Raw genomic sequence first — 22,314 nt, forward strand, 5'->3', positions numbered from 1 at the left:
GAGACGCTCGCACACCCCACATGGTTGGCACCCCAGCCTAAGGTATTCCATGGAAATCGACCTCTCGACGGCCGACATCACCACCGTCCCGACCGGCGCGATCGTGAACGCCGCCCACCACGCACTGCGCGGCGGCGGAGGCGTCGACGGCGCCATCCACCGCGCCGGCGGCCCGTCGATCCTGGCCGACTGCATCGCGCGGTACCCACACGGCGTACCGACCGGTGAAGCGGGGTGGACGACGGCGGGGAACCTTCCCGCGCGATACGTGATCCACGTGGTCGGCCCGAATTACACCGCTGGGCAACGGGATCCGGCGTTGCTCGAATCCTGCTACCGCAACGCGTTGCGGCTGGCGGACGAGCTGGGAGTCGACGAGTTGACGGCTCCTGCGGTGTCGGCGGGCATCTACGGCTGGCCCAAGGAGTCGGCGGCGGAGATCGCCGTACGGACTCTGCGAGAGACCCGGACGGCTGTCCGGCGGGTGACCTTCTGTCTGGTGGAACCCCGGTTGTACAAGGCGTTCTCGAAGGCGCTGGGGTAAAAGGCAAGCGGCCGGCCCCCGCGAGGGGAGCCGGCCGCTGAAGTACCAGGTGGATCAGGCGTTGTAGACGAAGACCTTGTCGCCGATCTTGACCTTGCTGAAGATGAAGTCGATCTTCTTGCGGTCGCGCATGTTGACGCAGCCGTGCGAGGCGCCGTTGTAGCCGCGGGCCTTGAAGTCCGACGAGTAGTGCACTGCCTGGCCGCCGCTGAAGAACATCGCGTCGGGCATCGGCGAGTGGTAGATCGAGGAGACGTGGTTCTTCGACTTGCGGTAGACCTTGAAGGATCCGTTGCGCGTCGGGGTCTTGGTGGCGCCGAAGCGCGCGTCGCCCTCGGCGATCAGCTTGCCGTTGACGATGAACATCACCTTGCGGGTCTTCTTGTTGATGCACAGGTAACGCCCGGTCATACACACCTTGGCAATGTGTCGTCTGCCCGGTACCAGCACCGTCTTCTTCGCCGCGGCCTTCGTCGCGACGGCGGCCTTGGTGGCCACCACGGTCTTGGCGGCAGGAGCAGCCTCGGCCGTCGTCGCGGCGGTGAGAACGCCTACTCCCAGCATCGCGACCGCCGTGGTGGTGGCGCCGAGCTTACGCAGAATGCCCATGGTCCTTTTCCTTCCCCCAACTTGTTTTGCTTCCGATATGTCAGACGCCGCAGCCCGCCACCTGGTTCATAACGATCCGGAAATTTCCCCCGACGGATCGCGGAACCAGGTGAACGGGCTACTAGAGCTAGCTAGCGGGTGCTCTCAGGCCTTGTTCTTGCGGCCGAGCTTCGCGCGCTCGATCTGAGTCAGCGCGAGTTTACGGATCCGGATGGCGTCCGGGGTGACTTCGACACACTCGTCCTCGCGGCAGAATTCCAGCGACTGCTCCAGCGACAGCTTGCGCGCCGGGACCAGCTTCTCGAACTCGTCCGCGTTCGACCGGACGTTGGTCATCTTCTTCTCACGGGTGATGTTCACGTCCATGTCGTCGGCGCGCGAGTTCTCGCCGACCACCATGCCCTCGTACACATCGGTACCGGGCTCGCAGAACATCGTGCCGCGCTCCTGCAGGTTGACCATCGCGTACGACGTGGTGACGCCGGTCCGGTCCGAGACCAGCGAGCCCGACGGGCGGGTGCGCAGCTCGCCGAACCACAGCTCGTAACCCTCGAACACGTGGTGCGCGATACCGGTACCGCGGGTGTCGGTGAGGAACTCGGTCCGGAAGCCGATCAGGCCACGCGCCGGGACCAGGAACTCCATCCGGACCCAGCCGGTGCCGTGGTTGGTCATCTGCTCCATCCGGCCCTTGCGGACCGCGAGCAGCTGGGTGACGGTGCCGAGGTACTCCTCGGGGCAGTCGATGGTCAGCCGCTCGACCGGCTCGTGCCGCTTGCCGTCGATCTCCTTGGTGACCACCTGCGGCTTGCCGACGGTCAGCTCGTAGCCTTCGCGGCGCATCTGCTCGACCAGGATGGCCAGCGCCAGCTCACCACGGCCCTGCACCTCCCAGGTGTCGGGACGCTCGGTCGGCAGCACCTTGATCGACACGTTGCCGATCAGTTCGCGGTCGAGCCGGTCCTTGACCAGTCGCGCGGTGACCTTGGTGCCCTTGACCCGGCCGGCCAGCGGCGAGCTGTTGGTACCGATCGTCATCGAGATGGCCGGCTCGTCCACCGTGATGAACGGCAGCGGCTTCGGGTTCTCCGGGTCGGCCAGGGTGTCGCCGATCATGATCTCCGGGATACCGGCGATCGCGACGATGTCACCCGGGCCGGCCGAGTCGCCGGGAACGCGCTCGAGCGCCTCGGTGATCAGCAGCTCGGTGATCTTGACCTTCTGGATGGTGCCGTCGTGCTTGCACCAAGCGACCTGCGAGCCCTTCTTCAGGGTGCCTTCGTGCACCCGGACCAGGGCGAGCCGGCCGAGGAACGGCGAGGCGTCGAGGTTGGTGACGTGGGCCTGCAGCGGCGCGCCCTCGGTGTACTCCGGGGCCGGTACGTTCGCCAGGATGGTCTCGAACAGCGGCTCGAGGTCTTCGGAGTCCGGCATCCCGCCGTCTTCCGGCTGGGTCAGCGAGGCGCGACCGGCGCGGGCCGAGGCGTAGACGACCGGGAAGTCCAGCGCCGACTGGTCGGCGTCGTGGTCCAGCAGATCGAGGAACAGCTCGTAGGTCTCGTCGACGACCTCGGAGATCCGGGCGTCCGGCCGGTCGACCTTGTTGACCACGAGGATCACCGGCATGTTGCGGGCCAGTGCCTTGCGCAGCACGAACCGGGTCTGCGGCAGCGGACCCTCGGAAGCGTCCACCAGGAGGACGATCGCGTCGACCATCGACAGGCCGCGCTCGACCTCACCACCGAAGTCGGCGTGGCCGGGGGTGTCGATGATGTTCAGCGTCATCTGCTCGCCGTTGGCCATCTTGTGCCGGACGGCGGTGTTCTTGGCGAGGATCGTGATGCCCTTCTCACGCTCCAGGTCACCCGAGTCCATCGCTCGCTCGTCGACGTGCTGGTGGGCTCCGAAGGCACCGGACTGCCACAGCATCGCGTCGACCAGGGTGGTCTTCCCGTGGTCGACGTGGGCCACGATGGCCACGTTGCGCAGATCATTACGGAGGGGCATGCGGAAGCGCTCCAAGCAAGTCGGATTGAGGTCAGGCGGTGGCTACGGCAAGTCCTACGTGCCACTGGAGACGCAGTGCGCAGCCATCTCATCCTACCCGTCACCGGGGGTAGCGCCGAATCCGGTTGAGCCTTTGACATTCGTTCGCTGTACGTACAGTCTATGTATGGGCGCCTGGGGAGGGGTCCAACTCGGGGGCCGAGTCACCGGGGGCCGAGTGACCGTGGGGGGTGGACTCGGCTCCCGAGGGCTTCGGCCAGGAAAGAAGTGACGTGCCGCGATCGGCCAGCACGAACCGTGAGCTGCGCGAGAAGTCGCGCGAGCGCATCCTGAGCGCTGCCCTCGAGGTGTTCGCCGAGAAGGGCTACGAGGCGGCGTCGATCTCCGACGTCACGCAGCGTGCCGAGGTGTCACGGGGGCTGGTCACCTACTACTTCGCGACCAAGCAGGAACTCGCTGCCGAGTTGCTCGACCGCTGGCTGGACGGCATCGGCGCGATCCTCACCTTGCAGGGCACCGCGGACGAGAAGCTGGCCGGGATCATCGACGGGACGTTGATGGCGGCCGCGACGACGCTGGAGATCCAGCGGCTGGCGATCACGCTGATGATGCAGCCGTCCACGCACGAGGTCTTCGCCGAGGTGGAGGCGGCCAAGGCGGACCGGGTGGTGGAGATCGAGGACGCGATCCGGTCGATCTTCGCCGACCGCGGTGCCGAGGATCCCGCCGTCGAGGAGATGTTGCTCAGGGCAACATTGGAGGGGGTGACGGTGAAACTGGCGATCTACCCGCAGACCTTCCCGGTGGAAGCCGTCCGGCGCCGCTTGTACGAGTCGTACGCCCTACCGGCACCGGCGGCGCCACTGCCGATCGGCTCGCCGCCGGTCGACCGGCTACGAGCCAAGTAGCGCAAGGCTGGTGCTGGGTGCGGCGGCGTGGTTGCGGGGTTGGCGCAACAAGGACGTCTGTGGTTCGCAGCTGCGCGGATCCCGCGGAGGTGGGAGTCGATGGGGCACCTTGGCAAGGTGGGTCCTGCTTCGGGGTGACGATCGCAAGGTCGGCCGGTTCGCGGGGTGCTGTCGGCCGGACGGGTGGCTGGGATGGGGAAACGGGCCGGATTGGGCCCGGCCACGGGGCGGCTGGCGGCATTTCGTACCGCTGGTGTCAAGCTTCACGCCAGCCGCCCGGGAACCGGCCAGTGGCCGACCCGAGCGGTCACTGCACCCGGTGGACCTTGTGTTGGGCTGCTTGGGCTCGGGGGCGGACTGTGAGGCGGTCGATGTTGACGTGTTTGGGGCGGGTGGCGATGTAGGCGACGATGTCGGCGATGTCGTCGGCGACCAGCGGTTCGGCTACGCCGGCGTAGACGGCGTCGGCCTTGGCCTGGTCGCCCTCGAAGCGGGTCAGGGCGAAGCCTTCGCTCTTGACCATGCCCGGGGCGATCTCGCAGACGCGGACCGGCTGGTCCCACAGTTCCAGGCGGAGGGTGTCGACGACTGCCTTCGCCGCGTGCTTGGCCGCGACGTACCCGCCGCCGCCTTCGTAGGCGACCTGGCCGGCCGTGGAGCCCATCACGATGATCTGGCCCTCGGCGGCGATCAGGGCCGGGAGCAACGACTTGGTGACGGCGGCGACGCCGATCACGTTCACCTCGAACATCTGCCGCCAGGCTTCGAGGTCGGCCTCGGCGACCGGCTCGAAGCCGAAGGCGCCGCCCGCGTTGTTCAGCAGCAGGTCCACCCGGTCGCCGACCGCCGCGGCCAGCGCGGCGACGTCCTCGGCCTTGGTGACGTCACACTGCACCGCGCGGCCGTCGATCTCCTTGGCCAGCGCCTCGATCCGGTCCAGCCGGCGGGCGGCGCAGACCACCTCGAACCCCTCCCGGGCGAGATACCGGGCCGAGGCGGCCCCGATCCCACTGCTGGCTCCGGTGACGACGGCGACAGGACGGCTGGAAGTCATGTCCCCAGTCTTCCACCAGCGCGGATCGGGGCCGGAGCGGCGTCTCACGCCTGGCGGGTGGGCAGGACGACGAGGTGGCTCAGGTTGACCTCGCGGCGGCGGGACACGACGTACGCGACCAGGTCGGCGACGTCGGCCGAGGCGATCGGGCCGATCGCGTCAAACATTCCGGCCAGCCCCGCCTGGGCCTCCTCGGACAGGTGAGTACCCAGCTCCGACTCGGTCAGTCCGGGCTCGACGTTCGTCACGCGTACGTCGTACGGCGAGAGGTCGGCCCTGATCGCGTTCGAGAGTTGGGTCACAGCCGCCTTCGTCGCGCCGTAGACGCCGTAGCCGGGGAAGACGAGGTGCGAGCCGATCGACGAGATGTTGACCAGGTCGGCGGTACCGCCCTCGCCCGCCGCCTCGATCAGGCCGGGGGTGAAGGCGCCGATCAATCGCAGGGTGCCGGTCAGGTTGGTGTCGATCATCCGGGCCCAGTCGTCCGAGCGGGCCTGCTCGATGGGCGCGGAGAGCATCACGCCGGCCGAGTTGACGACGAGGTCGACCCGGCCGAGCCGCTCGCCGATCACCTCGACGCCCCGGTCGACCGAGTCCTGCTGCGTGACGTCCATCCCGACACCGAACGCCGAGCCGCCACCGGCCGTGATGCGTCCGGCCAGTTCGTCCAGCCGATCGGTACGCCGGGCCACCAACGCCACCGAAGCCCCGTCGGCCGCGAGCCGCTCGGCGATCGCAGCCCCGATGCCACTGGCCGCGCCGGTCACGACGGCGCTCCGGCCGGCCAGCGGAAGGGTGCTGGTGGACTGCTGAAGAACAGTGCTGGTCATTGCAAGCTCCTAGGGAAGAAGGTTGATGACCTCAGCCTCGCGATCCCGCCGGCCCTTACCCAGACGTCTGTCGAGCCTGGGTCCTGCCGAACCTGGTTCTGCCAGGACCAGGCTCGGCGGACCCGCGACGCGGATACTGGGGAGCATGGACCGCCGCGAGGAGCTGACCGAATTCCTGAAGTCGCGAAGGGCCCGGGTGCGTCCTGAGGACCTCGGCCTGAAGGTCTTCAACGGCCGGCGCCGCGTGCCCGGCCTCCGGCGTGAGGAGCTGGCCCAGGCGTCCGGGGTGAGCGCCGACTACTACGTCCGGCTGGAGCAGGGTCGCGCCGACAACGTCTCGCAGGAGATCCTCGACGCTGTCTCCGAGGTGCTCGGGCTGGACGATGCTGAGCGGGACCACCTTGCCCGGTTGGCGAAACCGGTACGCCGCAAGCGCCAGCGGCGGGCCGTTCAGCGGATCCGGCCGGCCCTGCAGCAGCTGTTGAACGCGATGGACGGCGTACCGGCGTTCGTGCTCGGTCACCGGATGGACGTGCTCGCCTGGAACCGGCTGGCCGCGGCCCTGGTCGGCGACTTCGCTGAGCTGCCCGCCAAGGACCGGAATATGCCGCGCAGGGTCTTCCTCGACGAGTCGTCCCGGGAGTTCTACCCGCAGTGGGACGCGGTCGCGGCGGAGAGCGTGGAGTACCTGCGGCTGTACGCAGGCCGCTATCCCGATGACCCGGAGCTGGCGGAGCTGGTCGGCGAGCTGTCGATCCACAGTGCCGAGTTCCGGGAGCTCTGGGCCCAGTACGGGGTCAAGGACAAGTGTTTCGGGGTCAAGGTGATGCACCACCAGCTGGTGGGTGAGCTGACCCTGCAGTACGAGACCTTCACCCTGCCTGATGACCCCGACCAGATGCTGGTGACGTACTCCGCCGTCCCTGGGTCCGATTCCGACCAGGCGTTGCGGCTGCTGGCCAGCTGGACCACGCCGGCGCCGGAGCTGCCCGATAGGGAGAAGTCCCGATTTCCTTCGAAGGCCCCGGAGTTACCCTGACGAGGTGACCCAACCTTCGGCAGACCGTCCTCTCCGGCGGGTCGCGATGATCAGCCTGCACACCTCACCGCTGGATCAGCCCGGGATCGGGGATGCCGGCGGGATGAACGTCTACGTCGTCGAGCTGTCCAAGCGGCTGGCCACGCTCGGGATCGAGGTCGACGTCTTCACCCGCGCGACCTCGTCGGCGCTGCCCGCGAAGGTCGAGCTGATGCCCGGCGTGACCGTGCGGAACGTGGCCGCGGGCCCCTACGAGGGCCTGTCGAAGAACGAGCTGCCCGCGCAGCTGTGCACGTTCGCCCGGGCCGTACTGCGGGCCGAGGCGATCCGCGAACCCGGGTACTACGACGTCATCCACTCGCACTACTGGCTCTCCGGCCAGGCCGGCCTGCTCGCCCGCGACCGCTGGGCCGTGCCGCTCGTCCACACCATGCACACGATGGCCAAGGTCAAGAACGCCAGCCTGGCCGAGGACGACGTACCGGAGCCGCCCGCCCGCCTCCTGGGCGAGGAGCAGGTCGTCGAGGCCGCGGACCGCCTGCTGGCCAACACCGGCGACGAGGCCCAGGAACTGATCAGCCTGTACGGCGCTCAGCCGGCGAAGGTCGGGGTGGTCAATCCCGGCGTCGACCTGGATGTGTTCAGCCCGGGCGACCAATTGGTGGCGCGCAAGGCGCTCGGGCTGCGGCCGGATGCGATCGTGCTCGCCTTCGTCGGCCGGATCCAGCCGTTGAAGGCGCCGGACATCCTGATCCGGGCCGCGGCCAGGATGCTCGAGAAGGACCCGGCCCTGCGGGACCGGCTGGTGGTCGCGATCATCGGCGGCCCGTCCGGCAACGGGATGGAGCACCCCGAATCGCACGCCCAGCTCGCCCGTGAGCTGGGCGTCTACGACGTGACCTGGTTCGTCAAGCCGATGGCCCGCGCGGCGCTTGCCGACTGGTACCGGGCGGCGTCGGTGGTCTGCGTACCGTCGTACTCGGAATCCTTCGGCCTGGTCGCCCTGGAGGCCCAGGCCTGCGGTACGCCGGTGGTCGCCGCGGCCGTCGGTGGGCTGACCACCGCCGTCGCGAACGGGGTGACCGGGCTGCTCGTGCCCGGGCACGACATCGGTGACTTCGCCGACGCGCTGCACCGGATCGCGACGAATCCGGGGCTGCGCGAGACGATGAGCCGCGCGGCGGTCAAGCATGCGAGTGGCTTCGGCTGGGAACTGACCGCCGAGAAGACGCTCGCGGCGTACCGGACGGCGCAGCAGACGATGGCGGCCGAGCTGGCCCAGGAGGTCGATCGATGAGGGTGTCCGCGGCGGATGTGATCCGTCAGGTGCTGGACGAGAACGAGCTCGACTACACCGAGGCCGAGCCAGGGGTGTTCGCCGCGGACCTGCCTGGCGAGCGCAAGCTGAAGACGACGGTGCAGCTGACGGTCGGCAGCCAGGCGGTCCAGGTGCACGCATTCGTCGCGCGGCGCCCGGACGAGAACCACGAGGCCGTCTACCGGTGGATGCTGGAGCGCAACCTCAAGATGTACGGCGTCGCCTTCGCGGTCGACCATCTCGGCGACATCCACCTCGACGGCCGGGTGCCGCTGCACGCGATCACCCCGGTCGAGGTGGACCGGTTGCTGGGAGCGGTACTGGAGTACGCCGACTCGTCCTTCAACACCATCCTCGAGCTGGGCTTCGGCTCGTCCATTCGCAAGGAATACGAATGGCGGGTCAAGCGTGGCGAATCGACCCGGAATCTGGACGCGTTCATGGGCTGGCTGGAGCCTCGCTAGTCTGTCCGTATGACTTACCGCCTGATCCTGCTGCGCCACGGCCACAGCGACTGGAACGCCAAGAACCTGTTCACCGGCTGGGTCGACGTCGACCTGAACGACCAGGGCGTGAAGGAGGCGCACCGTGGCGGCCAGCTGCTGCTGGAGCGCGGCCTGCTGCCCGACGTCCTGCACACCTCGGTCCTGCGTCGCGCCATCCGGACGGCGAACATCGCGCTGGAGGAGGCCGGCCGGCAGTGGATCGACGTCCGCCGCTCCTGGCGGCTGAACGAGCGCCACTACGGCGGCCTGCAGGGCAAGGACAAGAAGCAGACCCTGGAGGAGCTCGGCGAGGAGCAGTTCATGCTGTTCCGCCGCTCCTACGACACCCCGCCGCCGGCGATCGAGCGCGGTTCGGAGTTCGACCAGGCCGGCGACCCACGGTACGCCGGCCTGCCGTCCGAGTTGCTGCCGGCAACGGAGTGCCTGAAGGACGTCGTCGAGCGGATGCTGCCGTACTGGTACGACGCGGTCGTGCCGGACCTGCGGGCCGGCAAGACCGTCCTGGTCACCGCCCACGGCAACTCGCTGCGCGCCCTGGTCAAGCACCTCGACAACCTGGACGAGCAGACGATCGTCGGCCTGAACATCCCGACCGGCGTCCCGCTGTACTACGAGCTCGACGACGACTTCAACCCGCTCAAGCCCGGCGGCGAGTACCTCGACCCCGAGGCCGCCGCGGCCGCGATCGAAGCAGTCAAGAACCAGGGTCGCTAGCAGAAACGGTGTACCCGATGTGAACGACCGCGCGGAGTTCGGCGGGCTGTTGCGTCGATATCGGCGCGCTGCGAACCTGACGCAGGCGGCGTTGGCCGAGGCTGCCGGGCTCAGTGAGCAGGCGATTGGGCTGCTCGAGCGAGGTATACGACGGCGGCCCCATCGCGGAACTGTGCTGGCGCTGACCGGCGCTATGGGGCTCGATGCCCGGGCGACCGCGAACCTCCTGTCCGCCGCCGGCGGGCAGGAGGCCGGCGAGGCTCCGGCGCGGGTTGCGCCGGAGCGGGTGCCGCGGCAGCTTCCGCCCGACGTCGGCGACTTCGTGGGGCGCTCCGAGGAACTCAGCCTCCTCACCAATGCCCTGGGCGCCTCTGCACACCATGCCGGTACGACGGTGGTCGCACTGCATGGTCTGGCGGGCGTCGGGAAGACCACCCTCGCGGTCCACGCGGCACACCTCGCTGCGGACGACTTCCCCGGCGGCCAGCTCTACATCGACCTCCAGGGCTATGGCCCAGGCGCACCACTGACCGCATCGAGCGCCCTGCGCGTCCTCCTCTACAGCCTTGGCGTTCGGGAGCTGGCGGTTCCTGGCGACGTCGAGGCAGCGACCGCGCTCTACCGTTCGCTGCTGGCGGGGACCAGGACGCTGGTGGTACTCGACAACGGGTCCGATGTGGACGTACTGACTCACCTGTTGCCGGGAGACGCCCACTGCGCGGTGCTGGTGACTGGGCGCCGGGCGATGAATCTGCCGTCGGGGTGCACGAACATCGAGCTGGCGCCCCTCGATGACGCCGACAGCCTGACGATGCTGAGCTGCATCATCGGAGCCGAGCGGGTCGGGGCCGAAGCCGATGCGGCCCGCACGATCGTCAGTACTTCCCACGGCCTGCCGTTGATCGTCCGGCTGGTGGGCGCCCGGTTGGACCGCCGCCAGGACTGGGAGTTGGCGCAAGTCGCGCAGCAGCTGCGGAGTACCGGCCGCCGGATCGACCATCTCGGGGTGACCGCGGCAGTCCACTCGACCGTCGCCAGCTCCCTGGAACAACTACTGAGCTTTCCGGGCGGTGCCCAACGGCAGGCGGCGGTGGCGTTCGACTTCCTCGGGCTGGTCGATGCCCCTGAGCTCTCCGGAGAGGCGGTCGCCGCCCTGCTCGACCTGTCGGCGCAGTCGACCGAGGACGTGATGGCGCATCTGGTCGACCTCCACCTGGTGGGCTCGCCCAGGCCGGGGTGGTACCGGCTGCACGATCTGCTGCGCGCGGTCGCCAGGGAGCGAGCGAACAGCATCATCGACCCGGCGGCCCGCAAGGCGGCCGTCGACCGGATCCTGGCGTTGTATCTCGCCAGGGGCTGGGAGTGCCTCTCACTGACCCATCGCAAGAGCGACCGGCTCGACCGCGCCCGGCTACCGGTCGCGCAGGTTGCCGCGGAGTCGCTGACCGAACGGCTGGCCTGGTTCGACGCGGAGTTCGCCACCGTCCTCGCCCTGGCCGAGCAGCTCGCGGCGCTGGACGGTGAGTACGCGGAATCGCTGGTCGAGCTGGCCCTGGCGTTGTTCGGCTATCTCGAGATCCGGTCGCGGTGGCCGGAACTGCGCGACCTCACGGCGATCTGCCGGCCGAGCGCCGTCTCCGCCGAGGATCAGGCCTGGTTCGACTACCAGGCCGGCATCCCGGATTGGGAGCAAGGTCATTTCGAGGCCGCCCTGGTGCGATTCTCTTCGGCCATGAATGCTTTCCACCGGTTCCCCGACCCCAGAAGCGAGTCGAGAACCGCCTTCGCCGTGGCCCGCACGCTCGAGAAGCTGGGCCGCTTCGAGGAGGCGATCCCGTACGCCGAGCGCGCGCTGGCCACCGGGTTGCAAGCCGGGTACCGGTACGGGCAGGGGACCGGGCTGCTGGCCCTGGGTACGTTGCTGGTGCGCGTCGGACGTACCGAAGAGGCCGAGTCCCGCTTCGCCGCGGCCATCGAGCTGGCCACGGAGGACGGCGACACGAGGTCGATCGCCCGACGGCAAGGTCTGATCGGGGAGGCCTATGCGGCGGCGGGCGACCATCAGCGGGCCATCGACCGGTTCAAGGCATCTCTGGAACTCCACCGCGAGGCGCCGGATCCGAACGGGGTCGTCTTCGTGCATCGGCGACTGGGCACCAGCCTTCTGGCGTCTGGGGAAACCGAGACGGCTGCTGAGATTCTCGATGTCGCGCTCGAACTGGCCAAGGAAGGGTCGGATCGGACCGAGGAGGCCAAGATCCTTACCCAGTTGGGAGAACTGCAGCTGGTACTCGACCATCCGGACGCCGCCCGCGAGTACCTGGGGGCCGCCGCCTCCCTCTTCGAGGATCTCGGGATGCCGGAAGCTGTCGACGTCCGGTCGCGGCTCGCCTCGCTAGTCTGAGCGCATGCCCGATGTGAACTCCAACGAGTTCGGTGACCTGCTCCGTCGGCATCGTCGCGACGCCAAGCTCACCCAGGCCGCGATCCGGGCCTGGTTGGCCACCCTGGCAAAGCAGTAGCCCCTGGCAGCCAAGTGGTTGCCAGGGGCTACTTTTCGGGTCAGTTGCCGTTCGGGCTCGGGGTGGAGGCGCCGGCGCCGGAGCCGGCGGCCGTGCCACCGATCGCGACGGGGAGTTCGCCGGTCACCAGGTAGACGACCCGGCGGGCCATCGAGACCGCGTGGTCGGCGATGCGCTCGTAGTACCGGCCGAGCAGAGCGATGTCGACGGCCACCTCGACGCCGTGCGGCCAGGAGTCGTCCATCATCAGCCGGAACTGGTTGGTCCGCAGCTTGTCCATCTCGTCGTCGACCGTCTCGAGCTTGGTCGCCGCCTCGACGTCGCGGGTCTTGATCACGTCACCGGCGCCGTCGACCATCCGGCCGGCCACGCTGCCCATCTCCTCGATCACCGACTTCAGCTCGTCCGGGATGGCCGGCGCCGGGTAGCGCAACCGGGCGATCTTGGAGACGTGCGCGGCCAGGTCACCCATCCGCTCCAGGTCGGCGACCATCCGCAGCGCGGCGACCAGCATCCGCAGCTCGTTGGCGACCGGGGCCTGCCGGGCCATCAGCTCGAAGACCTTCTCCTCCACGCCTTCGCCGGCCGCGTCCAGCTGGATGTCGGCGGCAATCACTTCCTCGGCCTGCCGGATGTCGGCGGTGAGCAGCGCGGTGGTGGAGCGGCGTACGGCGGTCGACACCGTCCGGGTCATCCGTTCGAGCTCGGCGAGGATGTCGTCGAGCTGCTCGTGGTAGGTGTCGCGCATCGTGTCTGATCCGATCTGTGGTGTCCGGTACTGCGGTGGGCGGGATCCCGCGGGCACGGAACAGTTCCCGCCCACCGTGGAAGGTATGCCAGCCAGGTTGCCGGTCGGCGACGAGTGGTGAACGCCCGATGAACAGTTGAGACGCGTTCCGGTCATCGGGTGCTCATTCGGTCTTTCCCTCCTCGTTGCCCGCGTAGCATCGGTTCCGTGGACCCCACGCTGGCTGCGGTGCTGGGCGGCGTCATCGGCGCGGCCCTGGCTCTGCTTTCGCTCGGTGCGATGGTGCTGAGCGAGCGATCGCAGACCAAGGTTCCGGTCTCCCCGGACCCGATCGTGCCCAACGGCGTCGCCACCGTCTTGTCCGTCCTCCGCTCCTCCGCGGTCGTGATGGGCCCCGAGGACCAGGTGCTCCAGGCGAGCGCCCCGGCCCACGTACTCGGCATCGTACGAGGCGAGCGGCTCGTCGTGGACGACCTGCTGCACATGGTCCGGGCGGTCCGCCGCGACGGCGAGATCCGCCAGCAGGACCTGGAGATCGTCCGCGGCCGGCTCGGCGCCACGCAGTACGTGAGCGCCCGGGTGGCCCCGCTGGGCAGTCAACTGGTGCTGGTACTGGTCGAGGACCGGACCCGGGAACGCCGGCTGGACGCGATCCGACGCGACTTCACCGTCAACGTCAGCCACGAGCTGAAGACCCCGATCGGGGCGATCATCCTGCTCGCCGACGCGGTCGCCGAGGCCTCCGACGATCCCGAGGCCGTCCAGCGGTTCTCCGGCCGGATGCGGATCGAGGCCGCCCGGCTGAGCCGGCTGGTCAAGGAGATCATCGAGCTGTCCCGGCTGCAGGGCGACGACCCGCTGGAACACCCCACGCCGGTCGACATCAACGCCGTGATCGAAGCCGCGGTCGACCGCTGCCGGGTCGACGCCGAGGACCGCGACATCAACCTGGTGGTGAAGACCGACCCTGCCCTCGAGGTGATGGGCAGCGAGGACCAGCTGGCGATCGCGATCGGCAACCTGGTCGAGAACGCCGTCAACTACAGCCCCGACGGGACCCGGGTGGCGGTCGCCGCCCACCCGATCGGGGACCTGGTGGAGATCACCGTCAGCGACCAGGGCGTCGGTATCCCGAGCAGTGACCTGGAACGCATCTTCGAGCGGTTCTACCGGGTCGACCGGGCCCGCAGCCGCGAGACCGGTGGTACCGGACTCGGCCTGTCCATCGTCAAGCACATCGCCTCGATCCACGGCGGCGACGTGCGAGTCTGGAGCGTCGAGGGCCAGGGCTCCACCTTCACCGTCCGACTCCCGCTGCGGCTCGATCCCGCTACCGGGCAACCGACGGACCCCTCCATCCAGGAGGAGTTCGAGCTACCCCCGACGCCGACCCCGTCGGAGAAAACCAAGGAGGCAGCTTCGTGACCCGAGTGCTGGTCGTCGAAGACGAAGAGAGCTACAGCGACGCGTTGTCGTACGTTCTGCGCAAGGAAGGGTTCGAGGTCGCCGTGGCCGAGACCGGACCGGACGCGCTGGACGAGTACGACCGGGCCGGCGCCGACATCGTCCTGCTGGACCTGATGCTGCCCGGCCTGTCCGGCACCGAGGTCTGCCGCGCGCTCCGCAGCCGCGGCAACGTCCCGGTGATCATCGTGTCCGCCAAGGACACCGAGGTCGACAAGGTCGTCGGCCTCGAACTGGGCGCCGACGACTACGTCACCAAGCCCTACAGCCCCCGCGAACTGCTGGCCCGCATCCGCGCCGTCCTGCGCCGCGGCCAGGACGTCGAACTCCTCCCGGACACCCTGGAGGCAGGCCCGGTCCGGATGGACGTCGAACGCCACGTGGTGACGGTCGCCGGCACCGAGATCCGCCTTCCCCTCAAGGAGTTCGAACTCCTCGAGATGCTCCTGCGCAACACCGGCCGCGTCCTCACCCGCGGCCAGCTGATCGACCGCATCTGGGGCGCCGACTACGTAGGCGACACCAAAACCCTGGACGTCCACGTCAAACGCCTCCGCTCCAAACTGGAGAAAGACCCCTCCAACCCCTCCCACCTGGTGACAGTACGAGGCCTGGGCTACAAGTTCGAAGCGTGATCACGACGTAGGAGCCCCCCACGCACCCGCCCGTCGCGAGCTCGCCTGCCGACCTGGCTGGGGTCGACTTTGTGCTCCACCTGAGCAAATCAGCCTGGGGGGATCCGCTCAGACGAAGCACAAAGTCGGTGGTGGAGGTGTCTGCGCGCTCGGCACAGCGCATCTCGGGGATCGCAAGGCCATCGAGCGCATCATCGGCCGTCCCCTGGCCCAGAAATGGCCGCCACGTGCGCTGCCGGGGGGACCCGCGTCACCGTGATCCAGGATGAGAACTGGGCCGGTCCATGGCGACCGGTCTTCACCGGAACCATCGACGGCATGGCTGCCCCGGAACCTGTCGACCATCCGATGGCCCACGCCGGCGAACTGGCCTCCTGGCCCTGATGGATACGACATTGCAGCCCGGGCGATGTAGCTGCAGCTGACTGGCCGAGCCCAGCGGCTGCCGGCTGTTTGCGCGTGGGATATGCCAGGGGCATGGCGTAGTGCTGGGATTATTAGCTTAGGCTGTCCTAAGTTTCCGGCCTTAAGGAGAAGTGCTCATGTTTTGGTCCCGTTCCGGTGCGTTGGTGGTTGCTGCGCTTGTTGCCTCTACCGCGTTGGTGGCGTGTGGGAGTAATGACGACAAAGGGCAGGCGCCTGCCGCGGAGGCTTCGGCTGGGTTTCCGGTGACGTTGAAGAACACGTTCGGGGAGACGACGATCGCGAAGAAGCCGGAGCGGATCGTCACGCTCGGGTGGAATGCGCAGGATGTCGTGTACGCGCTCGGTGAGACGCCGGTCGGGATGCCCAAGGTCACCTACGGGCCGACGCCGGCGGGGACGACGGCCTGGGATGCGGACAAGTTCGACCCGGCCAAGACGACGCTGCTCGACACCACTGACAGCATCCCGTTCGAGAAGTTGGCGGCGCTGCGGCCGGACGTGATCTTGGCGCCGTACGAGGGTTTCGACAAGGCGACGTACACGAAGCTGTCGGAGATCGCGCCGACCGTCGCGTACCCGGGGGCGCCGTGGCAGACCACCTGGCAGGACCAGACGACCATCATCGGCAAGGCGCTCGGTAAGTCGGCCGAGGCGGACAAGCTGGTCGCCGGGATCTCGGAGCTGACCAAGAAGGCGGCCGCGGAGCACCCCGAGTTCAAGGGCAAGACGATCTCGATCCTGTCGTACGGCGCGGAGAACTATGCCTACATGCCGGGTGATCCGCGAGTGCAGATCATGAACGAGCTGGGCTTCGTCAACGCACCTGGGATCGAGAAACTGGAGCAGGCGAACAGCAAGAAGGAGTTCGCGCTCACCGTCAGCAAGGAGAAGCTCAACGACCTCGACGCGGATGTCGTCGTCGGCTACATCGACGGGCTGACGCCGGAGAAGTTCGCGGCCGACAAGGTCTACGCGTCACTGCCGGCGTACAAGAAGGGCGGTACGTACCTGATGACCGATCAGCAGGTCATCTCCGGCATGAGCGCGGTCAGCGTGCTGAGCGTGCCCTGGGTGCTCGACAAGATCCTTCCGGGTCTCGCCAAGGCAGCCCAGGCCAGCTCCTAGAGGCTGATTCAGCCGTGTGATTCGGCGTCCGGTCGCGGCGACGGGGAGTAGTGGTCCGTCGTCAGCACCGGGATGGACGCGGTGAGCGAGCCGGCCTCGGCGAAGGTGATCGTCACCTTCAGCATCTGGCCCGGCTTGCCGCCGGTGACGGTGACGGGCGTGCCGCCGGCCGGCGGGATCGTGTACGACTGGCCGGCCTTCAGGTCCGTCGCCTTGAGGCCGGTGAACGTCACGGACCCGGGCTGCTCGGTGCTGGTGTTCTGGGCGTCGGCGGGGGCCGAGGCGATGCTGACCAGCTTGTCGTCGGACTGGCCGGTGTTCACGAAGGCGCCGTGCAGTTCGCCCTTGCCGTCCTCGGAGGCGAGGATCAGCAGGTTACGGACGGCGATCGCGCCGGACTGCGCGTTGGTGCCCTCGGCGGCCTGGTACGGCTTGGAGGTCTGGGCGTCGAAGCTGGCGCCACATGCCGCGACCGTGACGCTCAGAGCGACGGTGGCTCCGGCCAGCGCGGTACGCCGAACGGCCTGCGAGGACAACGTGATGGGCACTGGTGTTCCCTCTCCTACAACCCGGGTGAATGCCTCGAAGCAAAAGCCTCCGGCGGAGCACAGCGTAGCGAGCGGAGTGGGTGAACCCGACGGCGACCACCCCTTTCGGTGATGTCCCGGGCAACCAATCGCGCGCGTGGTAGGCACGCCGGACAGCGTTTGTCAAGGCGGGAAATGGCCTCTGACCAGCGCAAACGCCCGAACCGGACCAGCGACCGCGTGGTAGGATAGGACTCGGAAAGGGGCACGTGACATATGACTTTCACAGTCGGCGAGACGGTTGTTTACCCCAACCATGGTGCGGCCGTCATCGAGGACATCGAGACCCGTCAGATCAAAGGTGAGGACAAGACCTATCTGGTCTTGAGGATCGTCGCTCAGAACGACCTGGTCGTCCGGGTCCCCGCGTGCAACCTCGATCTAGTCGGCGTGCGTGACGTCGTGGATCAGGCCGGCTTGGAGCGCGTCTTCGACGTGCTGCGGGCGCCGCACACGGAGGAGCCGACCAACTGGTCGCGACGTTACAAGGCGAACCTGGAGAAGCTGCACTCCGGTGACGTGATGAAGGTGGCAGAGGTCGTCCGCGACCTGTGGCGCCGTGAGCGTGACCGCGGTCTCTCCGCCGGTGAGAAGCGGATGCTGGCGAAGGCTCGCCAGATTCTGGTCTCCGAGCTGGCCCTGGCCGAACACACCAACGAGGACAAGGCGGAAGCCATCCTCGACGAGGTCCTCGCCTCCTGACCGAACCGGTCAGCAGTGGAGTCGGGATCACGTGACTGATCCGTCCGGCATGATGTGGTCGTGAGTACTGCGGCGATCATTCCGGCGGCCGGTCTCGGGCTCCGGCTCGGTGGTGAGGCACCAAAGGCATTGCGAGAGGTCGGTGGCGAATCGCTGCTGGTCCACGCCATTCGTGGACTGCGGGCAGCGACCGCCGCCGACCTCGCCTGCTTTGTGGTCGCCGTTCCTCCCGGTACGGAGGACGACGTCCGCAAACTGCTCGACCCGTACGCCGGCCCGGTGGCGCTGCTGATCGTTGCCGGTGGCGCCGAACGGACCGATTCGGTCCGGCTGGCCCTGGAGCTCGTACCTGAGCACGGCATCGACTGCGTGCTCGTCCACGACGCCGCCCGGCCGTTCGTACCGGCCGAGGTGATCGAGCGGGTCGTTGCCGCCGTCCGCGCGGGCGCCCCCGCGGTGATCCCGGTCGTACCGGTCACCGACACGATCAAACGCGTCGACGCTGCTGGTCTGGTGGTCGACACGCCCGACCGGTCGACGCTGGTCGCAGTACAGACTCCGCAGGGCTTCGAGCCCACATTGTTGCGTCGGGCCCATAACGGCGACACCGCCGGTGCGACCGACGACGCCATGCTGTGCGAGCGTCTCGGCGTAGCGGTGCAGACGGTCGAGGGCTCCCAGGACGCGTTCAAGGTGACCCGGCCGCGCGATCTGATCCTGGCCGAATCCATCCTGGCTGAAAGGCGTACCCCGTGAAGTTGCCGCGCGTCGGCACCGGCGTCGACGTCCACCCGATCGAGCCAGGCCGCCCGATGTGGTTGGCCGGCCTGCACTGGCCCGATGAGCCCGCCGGTCCGTCAGGCCACTCGGACGGCGATGTTGCCGCACACGCGGTGTGCGACGCACTCCTCGCCGCCGCCCGGCTCGGCGACCTCGGCTCCAACTTCGGTACGGCCGAACCGGAGTGGGCAGGTGCATCTGGTGCAGCGTTGCTGGGTGAGACCGCGCGCCGCGTTCGCGAGGCGGGGTTCGAGATCGGCAACGTCTCCGTGCAGGTGATCTGCAACCGGCCGCGCTTCGCCGCCCGCCGCCTGGAGGCCGAGAAGGTGCTCAGCGACATCTGTGGAGCCGAGGTCTCGGTAGCGGCCAAGACCACCGACGGTCTGGGGCTGACCGGCCGCGGGGAAGGCATCGCCGCCATCGCCACGGCCCTCGTCTACTGATCCACCGGCACCTCGGAGAATCGAGCCGCCCGGGCATCCAGTTCGTTGCCTTGTGGCCGGGTGAGGATGTCGTAGAGCTCAGGACGCCTGCCCCGGATCCATCGACGACCCGTGGACAGCGGCACCAGTTCGAGGTCCAGATCGGCCAGTACTACGGCCTCGGCCGGCGCCGGTGTTTCGGCGATGATCCGGCCGTACGGGTCGATCACCATCGCGTTGCCCGTGCGGAGTTCGTCGTCGTCGCGTCCGACCCCGTTGCTGAACAGCACGAACAACCCGTTGTCATGCGCCCGCGCCGGCAACCACCGCAGCAGCCAGCCCCGCCCGTCCGTCCCGTTGAACGCCTTCTCGACCGCCGCCGGATCGACCAGCCGGTTCTCCCAGACCTGTCGTGGGATCGGCTTCATCCCGTGCGGGCTGACCGAGTTCGTGCCGCCGGTCTGGTGCGGCGCCAGCAGGACGGTTGCGCCGAGCAACGCGGTGGCGCGGACGTTCTCGACCAGGTTGTTGTCCCAGCAGATCAGTACGCCCATCCGGATCTGCCAGGGCGTGTCGAAGACGGTGAACCGCGACCCGCTGGAGATCGCCTCGTGCTCGAACGCGTGCAGCTTCCGGTGCACGTGGATGGTTCCGTCCGGCAGGCAGACGGCGTACGAATTGAATAGCTCACCCTCGTCCACCTCGAGCCAGCCGACGCCGAGACCGGCGCCCAGCGCAACGGCGAGCTCCTGGATCCGGCTGACCGAAGGTCCGGAGACCGGCTCAGCAAGTTCGTGCAGGCGGTCGGCTGTGTGCCGTCGGAGGTGCCAGTAGCCGAGCAGGCACATCTCTGGGAAGACGACCAGGCGGGCGCCCTCGGAGACGGCTTGGCGGGCGAGGCGGGCGATGGTTTCGAGGTTGCGGTCCGGGCGGTCAGGGACGGCCTCGAACTGGACGACAGCGCTGCGGAAGGTGGTCACAGACCCCAGGAAAGCGTGAATATTCCATGCCGTCCAATGAACTCTGAGGCATATTCCATACCATGAAGTTATGGATCTCAAGCTGCTGCGGGCGTTCGTGACGGTGGCGCGGTGTGGGAACTTCGGTGCTGCGGCGGGTGAGTTGGCGACGAGTCAGCCGGCGTTGACGAAGCAGATCCAGCAGCTTGAGCGGCGGCTGGCGTCGACGCTGTTCGACCGTGGGCGGCATGGGGCGCGGCTGACGGCTGCTGGGGAGTTGCTGCTTCCGGATGCGCTGGAGGTGCTCGGCCGGGTTGAGGCGTTCGAGCGGCGGGCCGCGCAGGTCGCGCTCGGAGTCGAGGGAGCGCTGACGGTCGGCTTCGGGATGTCCGGCATCGAGCTGGCGCCCCGAGCGGTGGCGCTGTTCCGGAGCCGCTATCCGCGGGTGGAGGTGACTCTGGATGACATGTCTTCGGCCGTGCAGTACGAGCGCCTGCTGGCCGGCAGCCTCCAGGTCGGTCTGGTCCGGCTGCCGGTGCCGACCGGCCTCAAGCACCTCCGATTGCGCAAGGACCGGCTGGCGGTCGCCGTACCGGTCGCTGAACCAGTACCGGCCGGCCTGGGGACCTGGCTCGACGGGCGGCCGCTGGTACGCCTCACACCTGAGCGCGGCCCCGGCCTGACCGCCCAGATCACGGCCCTGTACGCCGTACTCGGCTGCCGGCCGCTAGTACTCCAAGAAGCCGCCGACCTGCAGACGGTGCTCGCCCTGGTCGCAGCAGGGGTGGGGCCGGCCGTAGTACCGGCCAGCAGTACCTCGATCGCTCCGGACAGTGTGCGCCTCATCCCGTTCCCGGGTGAAGCGGCGACCTGGTGGACGGGTGCTGCGTGGAATCCGGCGTTCCCCTCGCCACTTGTCTCCCACTTCCTCACCGCGGCCAGCCAGGTCGCCGACAGCTGACCTACTTGGCCGGTACCGCCTTGACGGCGGGGACGGCCTTGGTGACCTTGACCCCCTCCCGCGGAAGGAGCGTCACGGCCCCGCCCTTGACCACGCCGCCCTTGACCGGGACAGCCTTGAGCTCTGCCGGAGCGGCCTCGGTCCTACCGCCCTTCGTCGGGACCGCCTGCAGTTGTCCGGCCACCGCGACCGCCTTGCCGGGCTTCGGAGCAGACGTAACTGCCGCGCCTGTCACAGGTACCAGCTTGCCGGGGCTGGCCTTGGTGACCTGGGCCGGTGCGGGGGTAGGGACGGGCGACTTGGCGGCGAAGGCGGAGGCGGTGGTCGCGGTCAGCAACGTGACGGCCGCGATGCCGCCGATCAGGATCTTGCGCTTCATCTGTGTCGTTCTCCTCGTCATCGGGAAGTTGATTGACGTGGGCAACAGTCGCCGATCGTTCCTGAAGCCAAGCTGAAGCCTGAAGGCCTCTTCAGGACCGGTCGGCAATACTCGCTGTATGCGGCTGCTGATCGTGGAGGACGAGAGACGACTGGCCGACGCACTGGCCCGCGGGCTGACGGCCGAGGGGTTCGCCGTCGACGTCTGCTACGACGGCGCCGAGGGGTTGCACAGGGCAACCATCACGCCGTACGACCTGCTCCTGCTGGACGTCAACCTGCCCGGCGTCAACGGCTACAAGCTCGCCGCGGCCCTTCGCGAAGCCGGTAACGACGTCCCGATCCTGATGCTCACGGCCAAGGACGGCGAGTACGACGAAGCCGAGGGCCTCGACGCCGGCGCCGACGACTACCTGACCAAACCTTTCTCCTACCTCGTACTCCGAGCCCGCATCCGCGCACTCCTCCGCCGCCAAGGCCGCGGCGCCTCGCCGGTACTACGAGTCGGCGACCTCTCCATGGACCGTGGTGCCCGCCGCGTCATCAGGTCAGGCGACGAGATCGTCCTGACCACCAAGGAGTTCTCGGTGCTCGAGCAACTCGTCGTCCGCCCCGGCGACGTCGTCTCCAAGTCCGAGATCCTCGAACACGTCTGGGATCTGGCCTACGAAGGCGATCCGAACATCGTCGAGGTCTACATCAGCACACTGCGCCGCAAGCTGGGAGCACCCATGATCGAAACCGTGCGCGGAGCCGGCTACCGGCTGGTGGACCGTGCGTAGATTCTTCACCGGCGTACCGATCCGGGCGGCTCTCGGCGCGACCCTGGTGGTCGCGGTCGCGCTGGTCGCGACCGGCTTCGCCCTCCTCCATCTGCTCGAGAACGACCTTGCGGACAAGGCCGATGCGCAAGCCGCCGCCGAGGCGGATCGTACTGCGCAGGCGTTGAGGTCCGGGGTGGCCCTGGAGGAGGTCACCCATGCGGCCGCTCCGGTGCAGGTCGAGGACGAGCAAGGCAAAGTCGTTGCTGCCAGCAAAGGTTCGGAACTAATCCCAGTTGCGTCGGTAGGAGTCCAG

23 protein-coding genes are annotated in these 22,314 nt (G+C 68.3%); 15 read left to right on the forward strand and 8 right to left on the reverse strand.

The window, feature by feature from the left end; genetic code table 11:
• Nucleotides 1-49 precede the first annotated feature (49 nt).
• Entirely contained in the window at nucleotides 50-544 is a 495-nt protein-coding gene (locus ABD768_RS28490) for an O-acetyl-ADP-ribose deacetylase (protein ID WP_343969791.1), read from the forward strand.
• 54 nt (nucleotides 545-598) lie between these two features.
• Here ABD768_RS28490 and ABD768_RS28495 read toward each other — a convergent pair whose 3' ends face one another.
• Nucleotides 599-1,153: a L,D-transpeptidase gene (locus tag ABD768_RS28495; RefSeq protein ID WP_344845721.1), complete on the reverse strand. Its 555-nt coding sequence runs from the start codon at nucleotides 1,151-1,153 to the stop codon at nucleotides 599-601.
• 144 nt (nucleotides 1,154-1,297) lie between these two features.
• Nucleotides 1,298-3,160 (reverse strand): translational GTPase TypA, encoded by a 1,863-nt coding sequence (typA, locus tag ABD768_RS28500; RefSeq protein ID WP_343969785.1) that lies wholly within the window; start codon nucleotides 3,158-3,160, stop codon nucleotides 1,298-1,300.
• A gap of 272 nt (nucleotides 3,161-3,432) precedes the next feature.
• On the opposite strand from typA, the gene ABD768_RS28505 reads away from it, so the two are divergent.
• Nucleotides 3,433-4,068, forward strand: a complete 636-nt coding sequence (locus tag ABD768_RS28505) for a TetR/AcrR family transcriptional regulator (protein WP_343969782.1) — start codon at nucleotides 3,433-3,435, stop codon at nucleotides 4,066-4,068.
• A gap of 307 nt (nucleotides 4,069-4,375) precedes the next feature.
• Here ABD768_RS28505 and ABD768_RS28510 read toward each other — a convergent pair whose 3' ends face one another.
• Both ABD768_RS28510 and ABD768_RS28515 read right to left on the reverse strand, forming a co-directional pair.
• Nucleotides 4,376-5,122, reverse strand: coding sequence for an SDR family NAD(P)-dependent oxidoreductase (locus ABD768_RS28510; protein ID WP_343969779.1), 747 nt, complete (start codon nucleotides 5,120-5,122; stop codon nucleotides 4,376-4,378).
• 44 nt (nucleotides 5,123-5,166) lie between these two features.
• Nucleotides 5,167-5,952 (reverse strand): SDR family oxidoreductase, encoded by a 786-nt coding sequence (locus ABD768_RS28515; RefSeq protein ID WP_343969776.1) that lies wholly within the window; start codon nucleotides 5,950-5,952, stop codon nucleotides 5,167-5,169.
• A gap of 145 nt (nucleotides 5,953-6,097) precedes the next feature.
• Between ABD768_RS28515 and ABD768_RS28520 the strand changes: the two genes are divergently transcribed.
• The 5 genes from ABD768_RS28520 to ABD768_RS28540 are packed head-to-tail and all read left to right on the forward strand — an operon-like array spanning nucleotide 6,098 to nucleotide 11,933.
• Nucleotides 6,098-6,991: a helix-turn-helix transcriptional regulator gene (locus tag ABD768_RS28520; protein WP_344845725.1), complete on the forward strand. Its 894-nt coding sequence runs from the start codon at nucleotides 6,098-6,100 to the stop codon at nucleotides 6,989-6,991.
• Nucleotides 6,992-6,995: 4 nt separating this feature from the next.
• Nucleotides 6,996-8,288 carry a D-inositol-3-phosphate glycosyltransferase gene (mshA, locus tag ABD768_RS28525; protein ID WP_344845728.1) on the forward strand — a complete coding sequence of 431 codons (1,293 nt, stop codon included), beginning with the start codon at nucleotides 6,996-6,998 and terminating at the stop codon, nucleotides 8,286-8,288.
• The gene (locus ABD768_RS28530; protein ID WP_343969766.1) at nucleotides 8,285-8,773 is read left to right on the forward strand and encodes a type III secretion system chaperone family protein; all 489 of its coding nucleotides are present in this window, start codon (nucleotides 8,285-8,287) and stop codon (nucleotides 8,771-8,773) included. Before mshA ends, ABD768_RS28530 begins: the two co-directional genes overlap by 4 nt.
• Before the next feature lie 9 nt (nucleotides 8,774-8,782).
• Nucleotides 8,783-9,529, forward strand: a complete 747-nt coding sequence (locus ABD768_RS28535) for a phosphoglyceromutase (RefSeq protein ID WP_343969764.1) — start codon at nucleotides 8,783-8,785, stop codon at nucleotides 9,527-9,529.
• A gap of 19 nt (nucleotides 9,530-9,548) precedes the next feature.
• A complete protein-coding gene (locus tag ABD768_RS28540) occupies nucleotides 9,549-11,933 on the forward strand; it encodes a tetratricopeptide repeat protein (RefSeq protein ID WP_344845731.1) in 2,385 nt (794 codons plus the stop codon).
• Nucleotides 11,934-12,091: 158 nt separating this feature from the next.
• Here ABD768_RS28540 and phoU read toward each other — a convergent pair whose 3' ends face one another.
• A complete protein-coding gene (gene phoU / locus ABD768_RS28545) occupies nucleotides 12,092-12,799 on the reverse strand; it encodes a phosphate signaling complex protein PhoU (protein ID WP_343969760.1) in 708 nt (235 codons plus the stop codon).
• 207 nt (nucleotides 12,800-13,006) lie between these two features.
• Here phoU and ABD768_RS28550 point away from each other — a divergent pair, with 207 nt between their 5' ends.
• The 3 genes from ABD768_RS28550 (at nucleotide 13,007) to ABD768_RS28560 (ending at nucleotide 16,448) form a co-directional block, all read left to right on the forward strand.
• The gene (locus ABD768_RS28550; RefSeq protein WP_343969757.1) at nucleotides 13,007-14,224 is read left to right on the forward strand and encodes a sensor histidine kinase; all 1,218 of its coding nucleotides are present in this window, start codon (nucleotides 13,007-13,009) and stop codon (nucleotides 14,222-14,224) included.
• Nucleotides 14,221-14,898 carry a winged helix-turn-helix domain-containing protein gene (locus ABD768_RS28555; RefSeq protein WP_343969754.1) on the forward strand — a complete coding sequence of 226 codons (678 nt, stop codon included), beginning with the start codon at nucleotides 14,221-14,223 and terminating at the stop codon, nucleotides 14,896-14,898. Before ABD768_RS28550 ends, ABD768_RS28555 begins: the two co-directional genes overlap by 4 nt.
• Before the next feature lie 542 nt (nucleotides 14,899-15,440).
• Nucleotides 15,441-16,448 (forward strand): iron-siderophore ABC transporter substrate-binding protein, encoded by a 1,008-nt coding sequence (locus tag ABD768_RS28560; protein ID WP_344845735.1) that lies wholly within the window; start codon nucleotides 15,441-15,443, stop codon nucleotides 16,446-16,448.
• Nucleotides 16,449-16,456: 8 nt separating this feature from the next.
• Here the strand turns inward: ABD768_RS28560 and ABD768_RS28565 are convergent, their stop codons facing one another.
• On the reverse strand, nucleotides 16,457-16,996 hold the full coding sequence (locus ABD768_RS28565; RefSeq protein WP_343969749.1) for a copper chaperone PCu(A)C domain-containing protein: 540 nt from the start codon (nucleotides 16,994-16,996) through the stop codon (nucleotides 16,457-16,459).
• Nucleotides 16,997-17,251: 255 nt separating this feature from the next.
• On the opposite strand from ABD768_RS28565, the gene ABD768_RS28570 reads away from it, so the two are divergent.
• The 3 genes from ABD768_RS28570 to ispF are packed head-to-tail and all read left to right on the forward strand — an operon-like array spanning nucleotide 17,252 to nucleotide 18,960.
• The gene (locus ABD768_RS28570; RefSeq protein WP_012918679.1) at nucleotides 17,252-17,737 is read left to right on the forward strand and encodes a CarD family transcriptional regulator; all 486 of its coding nucleotides are present in this window, start codon (nucleotides 17,252-17,254) and stop codon (nucleotides 17,735-17,737) included.
• 60 nt (nucleotides 17,738-17,797) lie between these two features.
• Nucleotides 17,798-18,493 carry a 2-C-methyl-D-erythritol 4-phosphate cytidylyltransferase gene (ispD, locus tag ABD768_RS28575; protein WP_343969746.1) on the forward strand — a complete coding sequence of 232 codons (696 nt, stop codon included), beginning with the start codon at nucleotides 17,798-17,800 and terminating at the stop codon, nucleotides 18,491-18,493.
• Nucleotides 18,490-18,960 (forward strand): 2-C-methyl-D-erythritol 2,4-cyclodiphosphate synthase, encoded by a 471-nt coding sequence (ispF, locus tag ABD768_RS28580; RefSeq protein ID WP_343969742.1) that lies wholly within the window; start codon nucleotides 18,490-18,492, stop codon nucleotides 18,958-18,960. The genes ispD and ispF overlap by 4 nt, the downstream gene beginning before the upstream one ends.
• Here the strand turns inward: ispF and ABD768_RS28585 are convergent.
• On the reverse strand, nucleotides 18,954-19,919 hold the full coding sequence (locus ABD768_RS28585) for a nitrilase family protein (RefSeq protein ID WP_344845738.1): 966 nt from the start codon (nucleotides 19,917-19,919) through the stop codon (nucleotides 18,954-18,956). The genes ispF and ABD768_RS28585 overlap by 7 nt on opposite strands.
• Before the next feature lie 70 nt (nucleotides 19,920-19,989).
• Here ABD768_RS28585 and ABD768_RS28590 point away from each other — a divergent pair, with 70 nt between their 5' ends.
• The gene (locus tag ABD768_RS28590; protein ID WP_343969736.1) at nucleotides 19,990-20,859 is read left to right on the forward strand and encodes a LysR family transcriptional regulator; all 870 of its coding nucleotides are present in this window, start codon (nucleotides 19,990-19,992) and stop codon (nucleotides 20,857-20,859) included.
• Nucleotide 20,860: 1 nt separating this feature from the next.
• Here the strand turns inward: ABD768_RS28590 and ABD768_RS28595 are convergent, their stop codons facing one another.
• The gene (locus tag ABD768_RS28595; protein WP_344845739.1) at nucleotides 20,861-21,238 is read right to left on the reverse strand and encodes a hypothetical protein; all 378 of its coding nucleotides are present in this window, start codon (nucleotides 21,236-21,238) and stop codon (nucleotides 20,861-20,863) included.
• Between the two features lie 118 nt (nucleotides 21,239-21,356).
• Here ABD768_RS28595 and ABD768_RS28600 point away from each other — a divergent pair, with 118 nt between their 5' ends.
• Entirely contained in the window at nucleotides 21,357-22,019 is a 663-nt protein-coding gene (locus tag ABD768_RS28600) for a response regulator transcription factor (RefSeq protein ID WP_344845740.1), read from the forward strand.
• The last annotated feature ends 295 nt before the right edge of the window (nucleotides 22,020-22,314 follow it).

The organism is Kribbella ginsengisoli (assembly GCF_039537185.1).
Classification (GTDB): domain Bacteria; phylum Actinomycetota; class Actinomycetes; order Propionibacteriales; family Kribbellaceae; genus Kribbella; species Kribbella koreensis.